The sequence below is a fragment of the Labrys sedimenti genome (assembly GCF_034424805.1).
GTDB lineage: Bacteria > Pseudomonadota > Alphaproteobacteria > Rhizobiales > Labraceae > Labrys > Labrys sedimenti.
The window spans coordinates 173,761-191,592 of the sequence record NZ_JAXOUF010000009.1 but is presented as its reverse complement, the minus strand read 5'-3'; the positions used below and the strand labels follow the sequence as shown (position 1 = coordinate 191,592).

Sequence of the window (17,832 nt, the reverse complement as noted above, 5' to 3'; positions counted from 1 at the left end):
GCCTGCATGTCGGGACTGGCACGAATTCTTGCGATCCTTGCCGTTATCGTGGTGGTCGTCGGCCTGGTGGTCAGCGGCGGCATCAACACCATTCCAACCGATGAAGAGAAGGCCAAGGCTGCCTGGAGCGAGGTGCAGAACCAGTATCAGCGCCGTGCCGACCTGGTGCCCAACCTGGTCGAAACCGTGAAGGGCTATGCCAAGCAGGAAGAAAAGGTGCTGACCGAGGTGGTCGAGGCCCGCGCCAAGGCGACCAGTGTGAAGATCGACGCCAGCACCATCACCGATCCCGAGAAGTTCAAGCAGTTCCAGGAAGCCCAGCAGGGCCTGTCCGGCGCTCTCGGCCGCCTGATCGCCTTGCGGGAAGCCTATCCGGACCTGAAGTCGAACCAGAACTTCCTGTCGCTGCAATCGCAGCTCGAAGGCACCGAAAACCGCATCGCCGTGGCGCGCAAGGACTATATCGAGGCTGTGCGGGTCTTCAACACCGACCTGCGTACCTTCCCGCAGAGCATCTACAAAGCGATCTTCTACAGCTCGACCAAGCCGATGGAGACCTTCAGCGCGGCGCCGGAAAACCAGGCGGCCCCGAAAGTGAACTTCAACTGAGGCTTCGCGAGGCATGAGCAAGCAGGCGTTCTTCGGTGTGCCGGTCTTCTCAGTTCCATCGAGAGATGGAACGGGACCGGCATGGGCCGCAGAGAATGCCGGTCTGAAGACCGGCACACCATTTTGCGCTGCGCTCGCCTTGCTGCTTTTCTTCCTCTCCTCCGCCTTAGCGATCGACTTTCCCGCGCTGACGGATCGCGTGGTCGATCAGGCAGGCATCATTCCCGCCGGCGAACGCGCCGGCCTCGACCAATCCCTGAAGGCTCTGGAGGACAAATCGAGCGACCAGCTCGTCGTCGTCACCCTCAGGAGCCTGGAAGGCCTGGAGATCGCCGATTACGGCTATCAGCTCGGCCGCCATTGGGGCATCGGCCAGGGCAAGCTCAGCAATGGCGTGCTGCTCATCGTCGCGCCCAATGAACGCAAGGTGCGCATCGAGGTCGGCTACGGGCTGGAAGGCACGCTGACCGACGCGCTCTCCAGCGTGGTGATCCAGCAGGCGATCCTGCCCAAATTCAAGGCCGGCGACATGCCTGCCGGCATCAAGGCCGGCGTCGCCGCCATCGAGGACGTGCTGCTCAACAATGAGAGCGAATGGAAGCAGCGCGCCAAGGACGGTGCCCGCAGCGACGAGGGCTTCGATCCCCAGACCGTCTTCGTGATTTTCTTCATCCTGTTCTTCATCTTCGTGATCGCCTCGGGCTGGATCGATTCCTCGCGCGGCGGCCCCCGCGGACCGGGCGCCAGGCGGCGTGGCTCCGGCCCCGTCTTCATTCCGACTTCGTCTGGCTGGGGCGGTGGCTCGAGCTGGGGCGGCGGGGGAGGATCGTCCGGCGGCGGCTTTTCCGGCGGTGGCGGCTCCTTCGGTGGCGGCGGTTCGAGTGGGAGCTGGTGAGATGACCCGAGTGCTGACGCAGGACGATCATCGGCGCATCGCAGCGGCCATCACCGCGGCGGAAACGGGCACGTCCGGCGAGATCTATTGCGTCGTCAGCCATGCCGTGGCGAGCTATCGCTGGATCCCGGTGACCCTAGGCGCGGTGGCCGTTCTGCTCACGCCAGTGCTGACCGGCCTGCTGGCCCCTGGGCTGCTGCACGCCTCGCTGTTCGGCGCGGAATGGAGCAGCGGCAATTTCAGCCAGGCCGATATGGCGTCCGCCCTCAGAAAGGGGTTGCTCACCCTGAGCCTGATCCAGATCGCCGTCTTCGCGCTGGTCACCACCCTGAGCTGGCCGCAACGCGTGCGGCTCTGGTTCGCACCGCCGCCCATGCGCCGGCACAAGGTGATGCTTGCAGCCCGCAGCCAGTTTCTGGCCCAGGGCCTGCAGCAGACGGCTGACCGCACCGGCCTTCTATTGTTCATCGCCATGGCCGAGCGGCAGGCCGTGCTGATCGCCGATGAAGGCATCGATGCCAAGGTCGAGCAGCAGGTCTGGGACGACACCATCGCCGGCCTGACCAAGGCCGCCGCGACCGGGCGCCTTGCCGAGGGCCTGGTCACCGCCATCGGCCAATGCGGCAGCCTGCTGGCGCAGCATTTTCCGCCCGAAAGCCAGCCGCGGAACCAGTTGCCGAACCGCGTGGTGGAGCTGTAGGGCCCTATTCCCCCGTCAGCGCCTCGTCGAAGCGGCGCCAGCTGTCGTTGAGGTCGAGCACGGCGCGGCTGGCGCGGGCCTCATCCATCTTGATGGCGGTCAGGCCCGCCGCGAGCGCGTCGACCACCGAGACCGGCAGCGGCGCGCCATCGATCAGGTGCTTGCCGATATCGGCGGCCATCTGCTCGTCGGCGCCGTAATGGGCGGAGAGCGCCGTCATCTCGTAGGTCTTGTCGATCAGTTTCTGCGAGGTGCGCGCATCGTGCACCCGGAAGTAATTGCGCACGAAATCGCCTTCCGCCATGCCCTTGGAGCCGATCACGCAGAAGCGCCGGAACTCGTCGGGCACGTTGATATTGGTGTGGAAGTTGAGGGCCACCCCGTTCTCGAATTCGACGATCGCCACCTGGAAGTCGATGATGTCGGCATCGGAGTCGAACACCTTGTCCGTGCTCAGCCAGCCGCTCGGCTTGCGGTGATAGATTTCCATGTCGTTGATGCCGTCGGCCGTGGGGGCATTGCCCGGCAGGAAGGTGCGCCGGCCGCCAAAGCTTGCCACCCGCACCGGGCGCGAGCCGACCAGGCCCTGGTAGAGGTCGATATCGTGGCAGCATTTTTCCAGCATGAAGCCGCCGGAATAATGCTGGTAGCGCCGCCAGTCCCGCATGAAGAAGGCACCGTGATAGGGCGCCAGATGTTCGGAGGCCTCAATCGAGACGATGTCACCCAGCACGCCCTCGTCCCGCATGCGGGTGAGGTCGCGGTAGAGCGAGGCATAGCGCAGCACCAGGCCGACCATCACGCTGTCGGTGCCGTGGATGCGCAGGAGTTCGAGCAGCTTGAAGGTGTCCTCCTGCGAGGTCACCACCGGCTTTTCGGCGAAAACCTTGATGCCGTGCTCGAGCCCCGCCCGGATATGGTCCAGATGCATCGCATTGGGGGAGCCGACCATCAGGAGGTCGAGCTTTTCGGCGGTAAGCAAGGCCGACGGACTGCCATAGGCGCGTCCCGCCTCGATGCCATGCTCCTTCATGTAGCCCAGGCCAGCCGGCGCGGGATCGACATAGCCGACCACCGTGAAGCCCGGCACCATCAGGCTGAAGATGCGGGCAAGATAACCCATGCGATAGCCGAGCCCGATAATGCCGACCTTCATCGTTTCCGCTCCATGACTGTTCAGACAATTCCTACCAAAGCGTCTGGCGATTTGAACGATTCATTTCAAATCGCAAAGACGCGTCGAAGGGGTAAGTTCGAGCAAAGCGCGTTTTGGCAAAACGCGCTTTGCTTCGGGCTTCCGCGGCCGATTGAACAGACCATTGGTCGCATGAACAGGTCCCCCACAGCCTGGAGACGTCTCACTTGACCGCTCCCGCCGTGAGGCCCTGGATGAAATTGCGCTGGAAGATCAGATAGACCACGATGATCGGCGCCACGATGATCACCGCCCCTGCCGTGAGGGTCGGGATGTCGACGATATAGCGTCCCTGGAAGAACAGCATGCCGATGGGCAGCGTGCGCACCTCGTCATTGTTGACCAGGATCAGCGGGATCAGGAATTCGTTCCAGGTCCAGATGAAGAGGAAGAGCGCGAGTGTCGACATCGCCGGCTTCATCAGGGGCAGGATGACGTGGCGCAGCACCTGCAGCCGCGTCGCGCCGTCGATCACGGCGGCATCGACGAGCTCGGTCGGCAATTGCCGCATGGCGCTCGCCATGAACAGGGTGGCGAAGGGGATCGACATGCCGATCTGCGGCAGGATCAACGCCCAATAGGTGTTGAGCAGGCCAAGCCAGCGGAACTCATGGAACAGCGGAATGATGAAAGCCTCGGTCGGCACCATCATGCCCAGCGTCAGCATCGCGAAGAGCGTGCGCTTGAGCGGCAGCGTGAGAAAGGCGAAGGCAAAACCCGAAAGAATGCCGAGCACGATGGAAATGCCGACCACCGGCACCACCACCAGGACGGAATTGAGGAAATAGGTGTCGAAATGCCCGTCCACCCAGGCGCGGACGAAGTTCTCGAAATGCGGCTGCTGCGGCAGGGCGAAGGCGCCGGCCAGGACATCCTTCTGGCTCTTGAGCGAGGTCAGCACCAGCAACGCGAAGGGCGAGACGGTGAGCAGCGCAAACAGCCACAACAAGGCCCGAAGCGGCAGCAAGGCAGGCGCGGTGCGCGAGAAGGCGGCCATCAGCGCTCCCTCTCCCGCTCCGGCATGAAGCGGTGGATCGCCCCGTTCACCATGAAGATCAGGATCGCGCCGATCACCGCAACCGCCGAGGCATAGCCGTAGCGCCCGAGGTCGAAGCCGAGCTGATACATGTAGAGATTGGGCACCAGGGTCGCATTGGCGGGGGCTCCCCGCGTCATGGTGAAAACGAGGTCGAAGTTCTTGATCGAGAAGATGATGGTCAGCAACAGCACGATGCGCACTTCCGGCAGCAGCGAGGGCACGCTGATATGGCGGAAGGACTGCAAGGGGCTGGCGCCGTCGACCTTCGCGGCATCGTAGAGCGAAGGCTCGACGCGCTGCAGGCCGGACATGAAGATGGCCATGCAGAAACCGGCATAATACCAATTGGCGACGAGGCCAACGGCCGGCAGGGCGAAGGTGAAGCTGCCGAGCCAGGGCAGAGCGAGCGATTTGAGGCCGATCGCCTTCAGGGCCTGGTTCAACGGTCCGAAGGCCGGATTGTAGAGCCAGCGCCAGATGATGCCGAGCACGGCGGTGGGCATCACATAGGGCATGAAATAGAGGGTACGCAGGATGAGCTGCTCGCGCGAATGGATCGAGGTGACGATGGCCGCCATCGCCAGGCCGAGCAGCAGCGGCAGCGCCACATAGAAGATCAGCAGAACCAGATTGTTCTTGAGCGCGACATAGAACACCGGATCGGAGAACAGCGCGGCATAGTTCTCCAGGCCGACGAAGCGCGGCGCGCTGATGCCGTCCCAGGCGGTAAAACCAAGGACGATGGAGCTGAGGATCGGCACCAAAACGAAGGCGCCATAAATCAATAGCGACGGCAATATATAGAGAAGATTACGAGATTTGGAGGCGTCGAGCATGGGCGCGGTTGGCCTTCCTGATACGCGGTTCGCAAATGTCGAGGCAGGCGCTTTGCGCGGCCATGGGACCGGCGAGACGCCTGCAACAGCCTCCTCTTCTCCCAACAGCGGGAGAAGCGATGACGCCACTCCGCCTTATTTCTTCAGGCTTGCCATATAGCCCTGATAATCCTTGTCGACGGCGGCGACGAAGGCCTCCGGCGTCTCTTCCTTGGCGATCACCCGGGTCAGGCCATCGGTCAGGGTCTTCAGCATGGTGGGGCTGGCCCAATCGGGATAATGGCCGAGGGCATTGGCGGCGTTGACCGTGTTCCACACCTTGATCGTCTCGCCGAGCAGGGCCGGGATCTGCACCTTGTCGGGTTTCTCCAGCGCCGCCACCGGCAGGTAGCCGGCCCCTGCCCAGGCTGCCGCGGCATCGTCAGACAGGAGATAGTTGATGTAGTCGGCGGCCAGGTCCTGCGTCGCCTTGTCCTTGGCGAGCGCCGTGATGGTCCAGGCCAGCTCGACCCCGCCCACCACGAGCGGGTCCTTCACGCTGGCCGCGGGCGGCAGCGCCATGAAATGGATGTCGGGATTGGCCTGCATATCCCCGAGTCGCCAGGTGCCGCTGATTAGAAAAGCGCCCTGCCCGCCCACGAAGAGCTGCACGGCATCGTCATCCGCGATGCCCTGGAAACCCTCGTTGAAGGCCCCGCCATTGGCCCAATCCTGAACCTGCCTGGCGGCGGCGACATTGCCGGGGGTGTTCCAGCTGCCGCCCCGGCCATAAACGAGATCGTCGAGGCTCTTGCGGTCGGCGGCGCCGATCATGGCCTGTGAGAGGGAAGCAAACATATGCAGGGCCATGTCGCCCTTGGTCGTGCCGAGGGTGAACGGCGTGACGCCCTTTGCCTTCAGCGTCTCCACATCCTTGGCCAGTTCATCCAGCGTGGCCGGCGGCTTGTCGATGCCGGCTTCCTTCAGCACCTTGGCGTTGTAGTAGAGGCCGACCAATTCGCCGAGGGCAGAAATGCCATAGGTCGGCCCCGTGCCGAATTCGCCTTTGTCGGACCAACGGTCGCGGGCGAGCACGCCATCGGACTGCTTCTTGTCCCAGCCATATTTGCTGATATAGGCGTCGAGAGGCAGCAGCAGCTTCTCCTTGACCAGGGCTCCCATCTGTTGCGCGCCCTGATTGGCCTTGGTCACCGCCGGCCCTCCGCCGGAGGAGAGGGTCAGTTTGAGCGTCAGCCCCAGATCCTCGAAGGTACGCGCCGTGCGGGCGATCTTCACGCCGGGATGGGCCGCTTCGAACTTGGCGTTGATCTCCGAAATCACCTTGGCCTGGGACGGCAGGGCCTGATCGTCCCACACGGTGAGCGTTTGCGCTCCGGCGCCCTGAGTGCTTCCCCACCACAAGGTGGTAGCTGCCAGGCAAGGTAGAAGCCGGCGCAATAGAACATTGGTTCTCAAAGAAGACGTCCCAGTCCGCAACATCGGTGGTCCCCCTCTGCGTTGCGCTATGCTGGACGCTGGTCGCCTGTCCGAATTGGATGTGCGAACGGCCGCGCCCCATTCTTCGTTGGCGCTACCATCACGGGGAAGCAGGCCGTTGGCAAGTTGCAATTGCGTATTGGTAAGACGATAGTGGGTGAATGGCCGGTCAGGAGCCTTTTCCCATACCTCCCCTCCCAGCCGGTTCCGCACGGAGTTCCTCCTTGGCCGACACCGCCGTCATCCGCCCCGCCACCGAGGCCGACCGCCCCGCCCTTTATGAAATCTGCCTGCGCACGGCCGACAACGGCTCCGATGCCAGCCATCTCTATTCCGACCGTCGCCTGCCGGGCTTTATCTGGGCCGTACCCTACCAGGTCCTGGCGCCCGACTTCGCCTTCGTGCTCGATGCTGGCGGTGGAGCTGTCGGCTATATCGTGGGCGCGCCCGACACCGGCGCCTTCGCCGACCGGCTCGACAACGAATGGTGGCCACAAGTGCGCCTTGAGGTTGCCGACCTGACGCCCAGCAAGGCCAGTGACGAACGAGCCCTGTCGCTGATCCGACGCCCCGAGCGGAAGGATCCTGCCATGATCGCCGACTATCCGGCGCATCTCCATATCAACCTGCTGCCGCCGTTCCAAAGTAGCGGCTGGGGCCGCCGCCTAGTCGAAACCGAACTGGCGGCGCTGCGTGCCAGGGGCGTGCCCGGTCTTCATCTCGGCGTCAGTGCCGGCAACGCCAAGGTGCTCGGCTTCTACGAGAAGCTGGGTTTTCGCGAGATCGCGCGGCCTGCAAGCATCTATATGGGCATGCGGCTGTAGGAGCGCCCGCGGGCGGGAGGTCCATCCTGCCGGTCCCGATCGAAGGCTGCGCTGACGTAACGTCTTTCCGGCTTCCCATCAGGCCTCTTCCGCTTTACCAACTGGGAGTTCGCTGGGTGGCAGTTCAATTCGGGAAGACATCATGCCGGCACCGCATTCCGACGCTTTGGTTCTCTTCGGCGCCACGGGTGATCTCGCCTTCAAGCAGATCTTTCCTGCCCTCTACGCCATGGTCCGGCGCAATGTCCTGACCGTTCCGGTAGTCGGAGTCGCCTTCGATCCGTGGGACGTGGAGAAGCTGCGCGCTCGGGCCCGCGAGAGCTCGGTGAAGGCCTATGGCGAAGCCTTCGACGAGAACATATTCGCCAGATTTTCCAATCTTCTCGGCTATGTCAGCGGCGACTATCGCAGCCCCGAGACCTTCGCCAGGCTGAAGGCGGCCCTGGGCCAGGCAAGCCGCCCCCTGCACTATCTCGCAATCCCGCCGAGCCTGTTCGAGACGGTGGCGCAGGGCCTGCAGGAATCGGGCTGCGCCACCAATGCCAGGCTGATGGTGGAAAAGCCTTTCGGGCATGACGAGGCCTCCGCCAAGGAGCTCAACGCCGTCCTCCATCGCTTCTTCGACGAGAGCGCGATCTTCCGCATCGACCACTATGTCGGCAAGGAAGCCATCCAGAACCTGCTCTATTTCCGCTTCGCCAATGCCTTCCTCGAACCGGTCTGGAACCGCAATTTCGTCGAGAGCATCCAGATCACCATGGCCGAGAATTTCGGCGTGCAGGGCCGCGGCAAGTTCTATGATGAGGTCGGCACGATCAGGGACGTGATCCAGAACCATCTCGTCAACGTGCTGATCCTGCTCGCCATGGAGCCGCCGGCCGGCCGGCTCGAGGACGATCTGATCGAGGAGAAGGTCAAGATCTTCAAGGCGATCCGCACGCTGACGCCGCAGGACGTGGTGCGCGGCCAGTTCGTCGGCTATCACGACGAGCCCGGCGTAGCGCCTGCTTCCAGCGTCGAGACTTTCGCGGCGGTGAGGATGTTTGTCGACAGCTGGCGCTGGGCCGACGTACCCTTCTATATCCGCGCCGGCAAGAACCTGCCGGTGCGCTGCACCGAAGTCGTGGTCCGATTCCGCAAGCCGCCGCACGACGTCTTCGCCGAAAAGCTGCAGGGGCCTTCCAACGAGTTGCGGTTCCGCATCAATCCGCAGATCACCATCGGGCTCGGCTCACGCATCAAGGCCCCCGGCGAGAACCTGGTGGGCGAGCCGGTCGAACTCGTGGCCGTCGACGACGGTACCGGCGACCTCGCCCCCTATGAGCGCCTGATCGGCGATGCCATGGAAGGCGACAACGCCCTGTTCACCCGACAGGATGCCGCCGAAATCGCCTGGCGCATCTTCGATCCCGTCATCGGCAATATCGTGCCCGTCACTCCCTACCAACCCGGCACCTGGGGCCCGGCGACCATGGCGGGCTTCGAGCCGCCCTCCGGCTGGGTCGACCCGACGGTGTGACCTGCTCGCAATGCGGTGTGCCGGTCTTCAGACCGGCATCGTCCGCGCGACGGGCAATAGCGTTTCCAAGAATACCGATCTCGCTCCATCAAGTGATGGAGCTGAGAAGATCGGCACACCAATCCCGCGCTCAGTTGCACTTCACGTCATAGTCCGACACCGATGGGTAGTCGTTGTCGCCCGCCGTGGTGACAGACAGCGTGCCCGCCTCGCCGCGATAATTGTAGCTGCAATAGCCGAGGCCGGTGCCCGAGCAGCTCTCCGCCTCGACCACGCCGAGCTTGACGAGATCGGCGACGCGGCTGTCGGTGCGGTCCTGCTCGCTCGACGGCACCGGCTCCCAGCCATTGGCTTTCAGCGCAGCACGCGCCTTGTCGATCGGCATGTTGTTGATGTTGGGCACCTTGGCGCGGCCGCCGCAGACGCTGTCATTGGCCGCCACGGGGTTGAACTCGAACTTGTAGTCGTCGATCGAGCGGATATCGCCGAGCGGCGTGGCAAGATAGTCGCCATCGATGACACGTACCCCGCCCCCTTCGAGAGCCTGGACGCTACCCAGTGACTGCTTGGAGCCCTTTTCGGCATAGAGCAGGGCAACCAGCTTGCTGCCGTCGAAGACACCGACATTGCCGTCATTCACGAGACAGGTACCGCTGGTGCCCGGCTCGAACCCGCCGGCGAAGCTGACGGCGCGCAGGGAGGTTCCCAGCTTGGCCTCACCCGTCACGGCCCAGCCACGCCCGGCCACGACGCGGCCAGCCTCCGAGCTCGGCTTGACGGTCAGATGGCTGCACTCGTCCAGCCCTTCCACGGTCCCCGGCGCGCGCGGCAGCGTGGTGAGAAGGCGGAATGCCACGCCCTTGACCTCGCTGCTGGTAGAGGGCGGCTCGTCCCCCATCCCCATTGCCGCGGCCAGAGCCGGAGCCGGAGCCGCCGAGGCACCCAGCATCAATGCGCTTGTCAAAGATGTAGCAAGGAAAGTCCGGCCTCTCCCGGTGTTGGCTACAGCCCGCCGTCCATCCGTCATCGTCGTCTCCACTGTCGCCGATTCATGGGATCGGCGCAGGCGCCAAGATATCGGCGCACGGCGACAAGACAATCACCATGGTGCGAAGTTTCAAGCTCGGCTGGGGATAGGGGTTTCGCCGGGAACAGGACTGCATCGCGACCCTGCCGAGGAAGGCAGGCGTTTCCTCCCCCAGCTTCGTCTAGGGCATATACATATCTCGCGGTTTCAGAACAGGGCGCGAGAATCCCTTCCCCGACTTCGGGGAAGGTGCCGGTGCGCAGCACCGGCGGATGGGGAAGCGTGGCGCCACGGAGCCGAAAAAGGCGGGATCGCGCTACTCTACCCCACCCGACCCGGCTTCGCCGGCCCACCCTCCCCGAAGTCGGGGAGGGATATTTGAGCCTTACTCGTCTCGGTCGAGAAGTTTAGATGCCCTAGACGAAGCTGGGGGAGGCAAAACGGGCCCCTTTCTGCTGCGCCCTACCCGATCGTCATCAGGCTGGCATTACCACCCGCGGCCGTGGTGTTGATGGAGGTGGAAACCTCTTCCAACAGCCAGTTGAGGCAATAGGCGTCCGCCTTTGCCGCCAGTTCCTGCGAGGAGGCCGCCTGAACCAGGACGAGCGGGCCCGGCAAGGCGGCGATGGCCTTGCTCGCCTCCTGGATCTCATCCGGGTTTCCCTCGACCAGGGCACCGGCGAACGGGCCCGACTTCTTCCAGTCCCTGCTCCAGCTCACCCGCGCCGCCACGCTGGCCGGCAGGGTCTTGAGCACGGGTTGCAGCCCGGAAGCCATGTCGATCACCACGCTGTTGCCGGTCGCGAGTGCCGCCGTGAGCTGCCGATGCAGGCCGATCTCGGTCTGCGGCACCAGCAGGATCTGGCCGCGCGGATGCAGGGCGTAGAGGTTGCGCTCGCCGACCGGGCCGGTCAGCTCGATCTCCAGGCCGAGAGCGGAGTCGCCGCCGATTTCCCGCGCGTCCTGGGCCAGATTGTTCATGCCGCGCTGGCCCAGCCATTTGGCGAAATCCGTCAGCACCGGATCGGTATGGACGGAGCTGTGCCGCGGAGGGATCGGCGGCGTATCGACCAGGCGCCCGAGATAGAGCGGCCCGCCAGCCTTGGGGCCCGTGCCCGACAGGCCGCGCCCGCCGAAGGGCTGCACCCCGACGACCGCGCCGATGGTGTTGCGGTTGATATAGACATTGCCGACCTTCACCAGGCTGGTGACATGGGCGATGGTCTCGTCGAGGCGGGTGTGCAGGCCGAAGGTGAGGCCATAGCCGGTGGCATTGATCTGATCGATCAGGCGCTCCAGATCGTCGCGACGATAGCGCACCACATGCAGCACCGGACCGAATACCTCGCGCGTGAGATCGGCCAGTTCGTTGATCTCGATGATGGTGGGCGCCACGAAGGTGCCGCCCTGGGTCGCCTCGCCGAGGGCCACCTGCTCCACCTTGCGGCCGCGGCCGCGCATGGCCTCGACATGGCCCTCGATGGTGGCCTTGGCCTCGGCGGTGATGACGGGGCCGATATCGACCTTCAGGCTGTCGGTCGCACCGATGCGCAGCTCCTTCAGCGCGCCCTTGAGCATGGCGAGGGTGCGGTCAGCAACATCCTCCTGCAGGCAGAGCACGCGCAGGGCCGAGCAACGCTGCCCGGCGCTGTCGAAGGCGGAGGCGATCACGTCCGCGACCACCTGCTCGGCCAGGGCCGAGGAATCGACGATCATGGCATTCTGCCCGCCGGTCTCGGCGATCAGCGGGATCGGCTTGCCATTGGAGCTAAGGCGGGTGGCGAGCTGGGCCTGGATCAGGCGTGCCACCTCGGTCGAGCCGGTGAACATCACGCCCGAGGTCTGCGCTGCGCCGACCAGTGCGGCGCCGACCCGGCCATCCCCCGGCAGCAGCTGCAGGGCATCGGCGGGAACACCGGCTTCATGCAGGATGCGCACGGCCTGGGCCGCGATCAGCGGCGTTTCTTCCGCGGGCTTGGCGAGCACGGCATTGCCGGCCACCAAAGCGGCGGCAACCTGGCCGGAGAAGATCGCCAGCGGGAAGTTCCACGGGCTGATGCAAACGACCGGCCCCAGCGCCTTATGCGCGACGCCCAGCGTGCGGCGGGCCTGGTCGGCATAATAGCGCAGGAAATCGATGGCCTCGCGCACCTCGGCGATGGCGTTCGGCATGGACTTGCCCGCCTCGCGCATGATCAGGCCGAGCAGCACCGGCATCTCGCCTTGCATGATGTCGGCAGCGCGCTCCAGGCAGGTGGCTCGTTCGGCCTGAGACCAGCGGGACCAACCCTGCATCGCCTTTTGTGCATTCGTCATCGCTGTCGCGACATCGGCCTCGGTGGCCTCTGTCACCTGACCGACGACATCCCCGTGATCGCCGGGATTGAGCACGGGCCGGCTCGCACCGGCGCTGCGCGCACCGGCAAGCTGCGGTACGGATGTCCAGGCGCGGCCGGCGCTCTCCTTGAGGATTGCGCTGATCTCGGCGAGCATCGTCTCGTTGGAGAGGTCGAGCCCGGCGGAATTGGCACGCTCGTCATAGAGGTCGGCCGGCAGGGAGATCTGATCGTGCCGCGCGCCGACCACCGCCATCGAGCGCACCGCCTCGGCCGGATCGGCGATCAGTTCATCGACGGAGACGGTGGGATCGCCGATGCGGTTGACGAAGGAGGAATTCGCGCCGTTCTCGAGCAGGCGGCGCACGAGATAGGCGAGCAGCGTCTCATGCGTGCCGACCGGGGCGTAGATACGGGCCGGGCGGCGCAGCTTGTGCGCCCCGACCACCTCGTCATAGAGCGGCTCGCCCATGCCGTGCAGGCACTGGAACTCGTATTGGCCGGTTTTGAAGTCGGGGCCGGCCAGGTGATAGATGGTGGCGAGCGACTGGGCGTTGTGCGTGGCAAATTGCGGGAAGACGGCGTCGGTGGCCTCGAGCAGCTTGCGCGCGCAGGCGATGTAGGAGACGTCCGTGTGGACCTTCCGGGTGAAGACGGGAAAGTCGGCGAGGCCGTCGACCTGCGCCCGCTTGATCTCGGCATCCCAATAGGCCCCCTTGACCAGACGCACCATGATGCGGTGCCCGGTGCGGCGCGCCAAATCAATGATGAAATCGAGCACGAAGGGGCAACGCTTGCCATAGGCCTGCACCACGAAGCCGATGCCATCCCATCCCTTGAGATCCGGGTCTTCGCAAAGGCTTTCGAGCAGGTCGAGCGAGAGCTCCAGCCTGTCGGCCTCCTCGGCGTCGATGTTGAGGCCGATGTCGTACTGCTTGGCGATCGCAGCCAGCGCCTTCACCTTGGGCAGCAATTCCGCCATCACCCGTTCGGCCTGGGCGCGCACATAGCGCGGATGCAGCGCCGAAAGCTTGATGGAGATGCCGGGCCCCTCATAGATGCCGCGGCCCGCCGAAGCGCGGCCGATGGCGTGGATGGCGGTCTCGTAGTCCTTGTAATAACGCTCGGCATCGGCAGCGGTAGTCGCCGCCTCGCCCAGCATGTCATAGGAATAGCGAAAGCCCCTTTCCTCCAGCGGCCGGGCGCGCTTGAGGGCTTCGGCGATGGTCTCGCCGGTGACGAACTGCTCACCCATCATGCGCATCGCCATGTCGACGCCGCGCCGGATCACCGGTTCGCCGCAACGGGCGATCAGCCGGGTCAGCGCCGCCGACAGGCCGCGGTCGTTGACCGTGTTCGACAATTTGCCGGTGACGACCAGGCCCCAGGTCGCGGCATTGACGAAAAGGGAGCGCCCGCCGCCGACATGGGAACGCCAGTCGCCATCGGCGATCTTGTCGCGGATCAGGGCATCGCGGGTCGCCATGTCGGGGATGCGCAGCAGCGCCTCCGCCAGGCACATCAGCGCGACGCCTTCCTGGCTGGAGAGCGAATATTCATGCACCAGCGCCTCGACACCGCCGCCACGGCGCTTGGAACGCAACGCTTCGATCAGCTTGTGGCCCGTGGCGCTGATCGCTTCCCTGACACCCGCCGGCATGTCAGCCTGTTCCAGCAGCGCCGCCACGCACTCCTCCTCGGACCGGCGATAGGCCGCCGTGATCGCCTGGCGCAGCGGCGTCTGCGGCCGGATCGGCGGCGCGAAATCGGCGAAGGGCGTGGTGGCTGGCGGGGGATCTTGCAAGGAACCTTGGCTGAGTGCGGCAGATGTCGTCATAGCGGTCTCGCTCTTGAAAACGTCACGTGCCATTGGCCCGGATTGGCGATGATAGCTCGCGTCGCAGCGATCACATAGCACGCCCGGAATTTGCATTTTTGCCAAGATTATGCCCATTCATAGGCATTATCTCTTATGTTTAGGCCTGAGGCAGGAATACTGAATGGCAAAGGTAGCAGAAACAGGAAATCTGGATAGTTTCGACCGGAAGATCATCGATGCATTGGTCGAGAACGGCCGCATGTCCATCACCGAACTGTCTGAAAAGATTGGGCTTTCCAAGACGCCCTGTCATCAGCGCCTGAAGCGTTTAATCGACGAGGGCTATATCCGTGGCTTCCGCGCTATTCTCGACTCCAGCAAGATGGGCCTCGACCATATCGCCTATACGGAGGTGAAGCTTTCGGACACGCGCGAGGCCGCGCTGAAGGCCTTCAACGCGGCCGTGTTCAAGATCCCGGAAGTCGAGGAATGCCACATGATCGCAAGCTCCTACGACTATCTCCTCAAAGTGCGGACCGCCAATATACGCCGCTACCGCCAGGTGCTGGGCGAGCGTATCTCCAGCCTGCCCCATGTCGCCAACACCTCCACCTTCGTGGTGATGGAATCGGTCAAGGACACCGACCTGGTGCCCTGAACCGTGCGCGACTACGCTTTTTCAGGGCATTACGCGAACGCGACGACGGCAGCGCAAGATGGCTGACGACCACGCGTGGGGAGCCGCCGCGTGAACCGTCCGTGACATCGTCCTTCCGCCGAGATTGCAGAGCCTTGAATTCCTCCTGAGTCTGGCAAAGATTTTCCGGTACGCGACCATCTTCGAACGAACTGCCTGTCCCCAACCCGGATGGAGGGAGCAGTGGCCGAACCGGAAGACCGAGGGACCGAAGCGCAAGGCGGCGCCGAGCCTGGCAGCGAGCACTTTCGACGGCTCCAGGCCGAAGTGGAAGCCCGTCCTCCCATTGCCAAATTGGCGAACGATCCGCTGCCCACGGCCACTCGAAGAGGCCTGGAGCGTATTGCGGAAGACGATCCCCTTCGCCTGGTTCTCGACAAGGAATATCAAGCCATACTCGGCCGGCGCAAACAGCCTTCGCAGCCCCCTTCCGGGTCGGATTGGCCCTCAGACCCCGGTCCGCCATGGCAAGGCCCCCCGCCGCTGGGCATGCCAGCGCCGCCCACACCTCCCCCGCGCGATCCAAACGCGCCCACGGTGCCCCCAGACGAGAAGCGCGAACTCGTCGGGCTGGCCCTGTCCGGCGGCGGCGTGCGGTCCGCAGCCTTCGCGCTCGGCGTCGTGCAGGCCGTCACCTCCAACCGCCTTCTGAAACGGATAGACTACCTGTCGACGGTATCGGGCGGCGGCTTCACCGGCAGCGCTCTGACCTCGACCCTGACGCGCAGCAATGGAGAGTGCCTCCTTGCCAGCGCGCCCTCTCCCGTGACACCGGCGCCCCAGGAGATCGCGGACACCAAGGTGGTCGGACGCATCCGCGACTATTCCAACTACCTCATTCCCAACGGCCTGCCCGACGTCTTCCGGTCCGCCACGGTCGTCCTGCGTGGTATCGCCGCCAATGGACTCATCGTGCTGACGGCACTGTTCCTCCTTGCCGCCATTACGGTGTTCTTCAATCCCAGTGCACTCGAACTCGACAGTCTGCACATCTTTGGCTGGCGGCTGCCGCTTGGGAAGCCTGCGCATCTTCTACCCAGTCTCGTCGCGGCTGGCGTGTTGTTCCTGGCTTATGCGATATGGGCGATCAACCGTTCGCAAATCAACCAAAGAGGCGCACCCGAGCGACGCGTCGCGCCCGTCTGGCTCCTGGGCGCAACACTCGCCGTCTTCGCGCTCGACATCCAGCGCCTAGCCCTGCAGATTCTGTTCGAACATCAAGGCTTCGGCGCCCTGGCGACCTGGATCCAGTCGATCCTTGTGCCGATCGCAGCCGCCGTCACCTTGTTCTACGACAAGCTGGTCCCGCTGCTCGACCGTGCCAAAGTCGCCGGCAGCCTAAGCGCCATCATCGGCCGTGTCGCAGGCAAGGCCGTGGTGTGGGTGGCCGCCCTGGTCCTGCCTTTGCTGCTGTGGCTGCTCTATCTTGACTTCTGCTATTGGGGCATGACCGGCCTGTCATTGCATGAGCCGACGCTGAACCGGCCGGCATGGCTGTCCTGGCTCGCCGGCTGGCTGGCAGTGGCGGGCCGCTACGACGCCGCCATCGTTTACGGCGCGCTGGGCCTGTTCGGCCTCATCGGCGTCTCGCGCCTGCGCGGAAACGCCAATTCGCTCCACCAACTTTATCGCGACCGTATCGGCAAGGCCTTCCTGTTCGATCCGCGGAGCCCCGATTTTCCGCCGGACGACACCCGGAAGGTGAGCAGCCTCGACCCGGTCTACGCGCCCTATCACCTGATCAACGCCACGGTGAACCTTCAGGGTTCGCACTATCTCAACAAGAGAGGCCGTGATGCGGATTTCTTCATCTTCTCGCCCCTGTACACTGGTAGTGCGGCCACCGGATATGCCAGCATGCAGCAACTGGAGCGGAGCGAGATATCACTGGACCTCGCGCGAGCGATCGCCATTTCCGGGGCGGCAGTTTCCTCCAACATGGGCGCCAACTCCATCCGCCCGCTGACCTTCACGCTTGCACTTCTCAATGCCCGCCTCGGTTATTGGCTGACCAATCCCTATAAGCTCACCGCATCGCCCCCCCCTCTTCATGGCTGGCAGCGCCTCAAGGGCTGGTTCAATCGGCAGGGGTGGCTCTATCTCGGAGCGGAGGTCTTCGGCTTGCTGTCGGAGAAGATGGACTCGATCTATCTGACCGACGGCGGCCACATCGACAATCTGGGTATCTATGAACTGCTGCGTCGGCGCTGCCGGGTGATCATCCTGGCCGACGCCGAAGCCGATGCCGGCATGACGTTCGGTTCTTTCGTGAGGCTGCAGCGCTATGCCCGCATCGATCTGGGCATTCGGATTTCACTGCCCTGGCAGGCTATCGCCACCACCACGCGCAGCCATATGGGCGCCAATGCCGGCACCGGCGATTGCAGAAGCGGGCCTCATGCCGCGCTCGGGACCATCGACTACGGCGACGGCTACAAGGGTTGCCTGCTCTATCTCAAATCCTCGCTCAGCGGCGACGAGAATGACTACATCCGCGACTACGGCCGGCGCTACGGGGCTTTCCCCCATGAGACCACGGGCGATCAGTTCTTCTCGGAAGAACAGTTCGAGGCCTATCGCGCCTTGGGCTTTCATATCGCCAACGGCGTATTCCAGGGCAGCGACGCCGTCTGCCTGGACGACTCCATATCGCCCTTGCCCAATACCCCGATGGAAAGCCTGCGGACCAGCCAAAGGGACCTTGCCCGCCTGTTCAGATATGTGATGGGGCTATAGCCGCGGCGATACGAGTTCGTGCGGCTCGCCGACGCTTCAGGACAGGCGCCCTATCTTGACGTCGCCCGGCTCCGCCCCGGTTGCCGCAACCATCGCCGCCCCCTCAGCACCGGAACAGGATCGG

At 64.2% G+C, this 17,832-nt stretch carries 13 protein-coding genes; 7 read left to right on the top strand and 6 right to left on the bottom strand.

Going from position 1 to position 17,832, the window contains the following annotated elements; genetic code table 11:
- The first annotated feature begins 6 nt into the window (after window positions 1–6).
- Genes U1R88_RS23545 through U1R88_RS23535 form a run of 3 tightly spaced genes read left to right on the top strand, consistent with a single transcriptional unit; the run spans window position 7 to window position 2,204 of the window.
- The gene (locus U1R88_RS23545; protein ID WP_068291742.1) at window positions 7–609 is read left to right on the top strand and encodes a LemA family protein; all 603 of its coding nucleotides are present in this window, start codon (window positions 7–9) and stop codon (window positions 607–609) included.
- A gap of 13 nt (window positions 610–622) precedes the next feature.
- Window positions 623–1,504 carry a TPM domain-containing protein gene (locus tag U1R88_RS23540; protein ID WP_322433442.1) on the top strand — a complete coding sequence of 294 codons (882 nt, stop codon included), beginning with the start codon at window positions 623–625 and terminating at the stop codon, window positions 1,502–1,504.
- 1 nt (window position 1,505) lies between these two features.
- Entirely contained in the window at window positions 1,506–2,204 is a 699-nt protein-coding gene (locus U1R88_RS23535) for a TPM domain-containing protein (protein ID WP_322433441.1), read from the top strand.
- A 4-nt stretch (window positions 2,205–2,208) separates the two neighbouring features.
- On the opposite strand, the gene U1R88_RS23530 is transcribed toward U1R88_RS23535, so the two are convergent.
- From U1R88_RS23530 to U1R88_RS23515, 4 genes are all read right to left on the bottom strand, one after another.
- The gene (locus tag U1R88_RS23530) at window positions 2,209–3,360 is read right to left on the bottom strand and encodes a Gfo/Idh/MocA family protein (protein ID WP_322433440.1); all 1,152 of its coding nucleotides are present in this window, start codon (window positions 3,358–3,360) and stop codon (window positions 2,209–2,211) included.
- A 202-nt stretch (window positions 3,361–3,562) separates the two neighbouring features.
- Window positions 3,563–4,396, bottom strand: a complete 834-nt coding sequence (locus U1R88_RS23525; protein WP_322433439.1) for a carbohydrate ABC transporter permease — start codon at window positions 4,394–4,396, stop codon at window positions 3,563–3,565.
- Window positions 4,396–5,274 (bottom strand): carbohydrate ABC transporter permease, encoded by an 879-nt coding sequence (locus tag U1R88_RS23520; RefSeq protein ID WP_322433438.1) that lies wholly within the window; start codon window positions 5,272–5,274, stop codon window positions 4,396–4,398. Before U1R88_RS23520 ends, U1R88_RS23525 begins: the two co-directional genes overlap by 1 nt.
- Before the next feature lie 135 nt (window positions 5,275–5,409).
- Window positions 5,410–6,753, bottom strand: a complete 1,344-nt coding sequence (locus U1R88_RS23515) for an extracellular solute-binding protein (RefSeq protein WP_425545472.1) — start codon at window positions 6,751–6,753, stop codon at window positions 5,410–5,412.
- Window positions 6,754–6,974: 221 nt separating this feature from the next.
- Here U1R88_RS23515 and U1R88_RS23510 point away from each other — a divergent pair, with 221 nt between their 5' ends.
- Together U1R88_RS23510 and zwf are read left to right on the top strand one after the other, a co-directional pair.
- Window positions 6,975–7,574 carry a GNAT family N-acetyltransferase gene (locus tag U1R88_RS23510; protein WP_322433436.1) on the top strand — a complete coding sequence of 200 codons (600 nt, stop codon included), beginning with the start codon at window positions 6,975–6,977 and terminating at the stop codon, window positions 7,572–7,574.
- A gap of 142 nt (window positions 7,575–7,716) precedes the next feature.
- Window positions 7,717–9,093, top strand: a complete 1,377-nt coding sequence (gene zwf / locus U1R88_RS23505) for a glucose-6-phosphate dehydrogenase (protein WP_322433435.1) — start codon at window positions 7,717–7,719, stop codon at window positions 9,091–9,093.
- A 130-nt stretch (window positions 9,094–9,223) separates the two neighbouring features.
- Here zwf and U1R88_RS23500 read toward each other — a convergent pair whose 3' ends face one another.
- Together U1R88_RS23500 and putA are read right to left on the bottom strand one after the other, a co-directional pair.
- Entirely contained in the window at window positions 9,224–10,042 is an 819-nt protein-coding gene (locus tag U1R88_RS23500) for a hypothetical protein (RefSeq protein ID WP_322433434.1), read from the bottom strand.
- Window positions 10,043–10,582: 540 nt separating this feature from the next.
- Window positions 10,583–14,293, bottom strand: coding sequence for a trifunctional transcriptional regulator/proline dehydrogenase/L-glutamate gamma-semialdehyde dehydrogenase (putA, locus tag U1R88_RS23495; RefSeq protein WP_322433433.1), 3,711 nt, complete (start codon window positions 14,291–14,293; stop codon window positions 10,583–10,585).
- Between the two features lie 163 nt (window positions 14,294–14,456).
- Here putA and U1R88_RS23490 point away from each other — a divergent pair, with 163 nt between their 5' ends.
- Entirely contained in the window at window positions 14,457–14,933 is a 477-nt protein-coding gene (locus U1R88_RS23490; RefSeq protein ID WP_068291726.1) for an Lrp/AsnC family transcriptional regulator, read from the top strand.
- A gap of 576 nt (window positions 14,934–15,509) precedes the next feature.
- On the top strand, window positions 15,510–17,708 hold the full coding sequence (locus U1R88_RS23485; protein WP_322433432.1) for a patatin-like phospholipase family protein: 2,199 nt from the start codon (window positions 15,510–15,512) through the stop codon (window positions 17,706–17,708).
- Window positions 17,709–17,832: the final 124 nt, after the last annotated feature.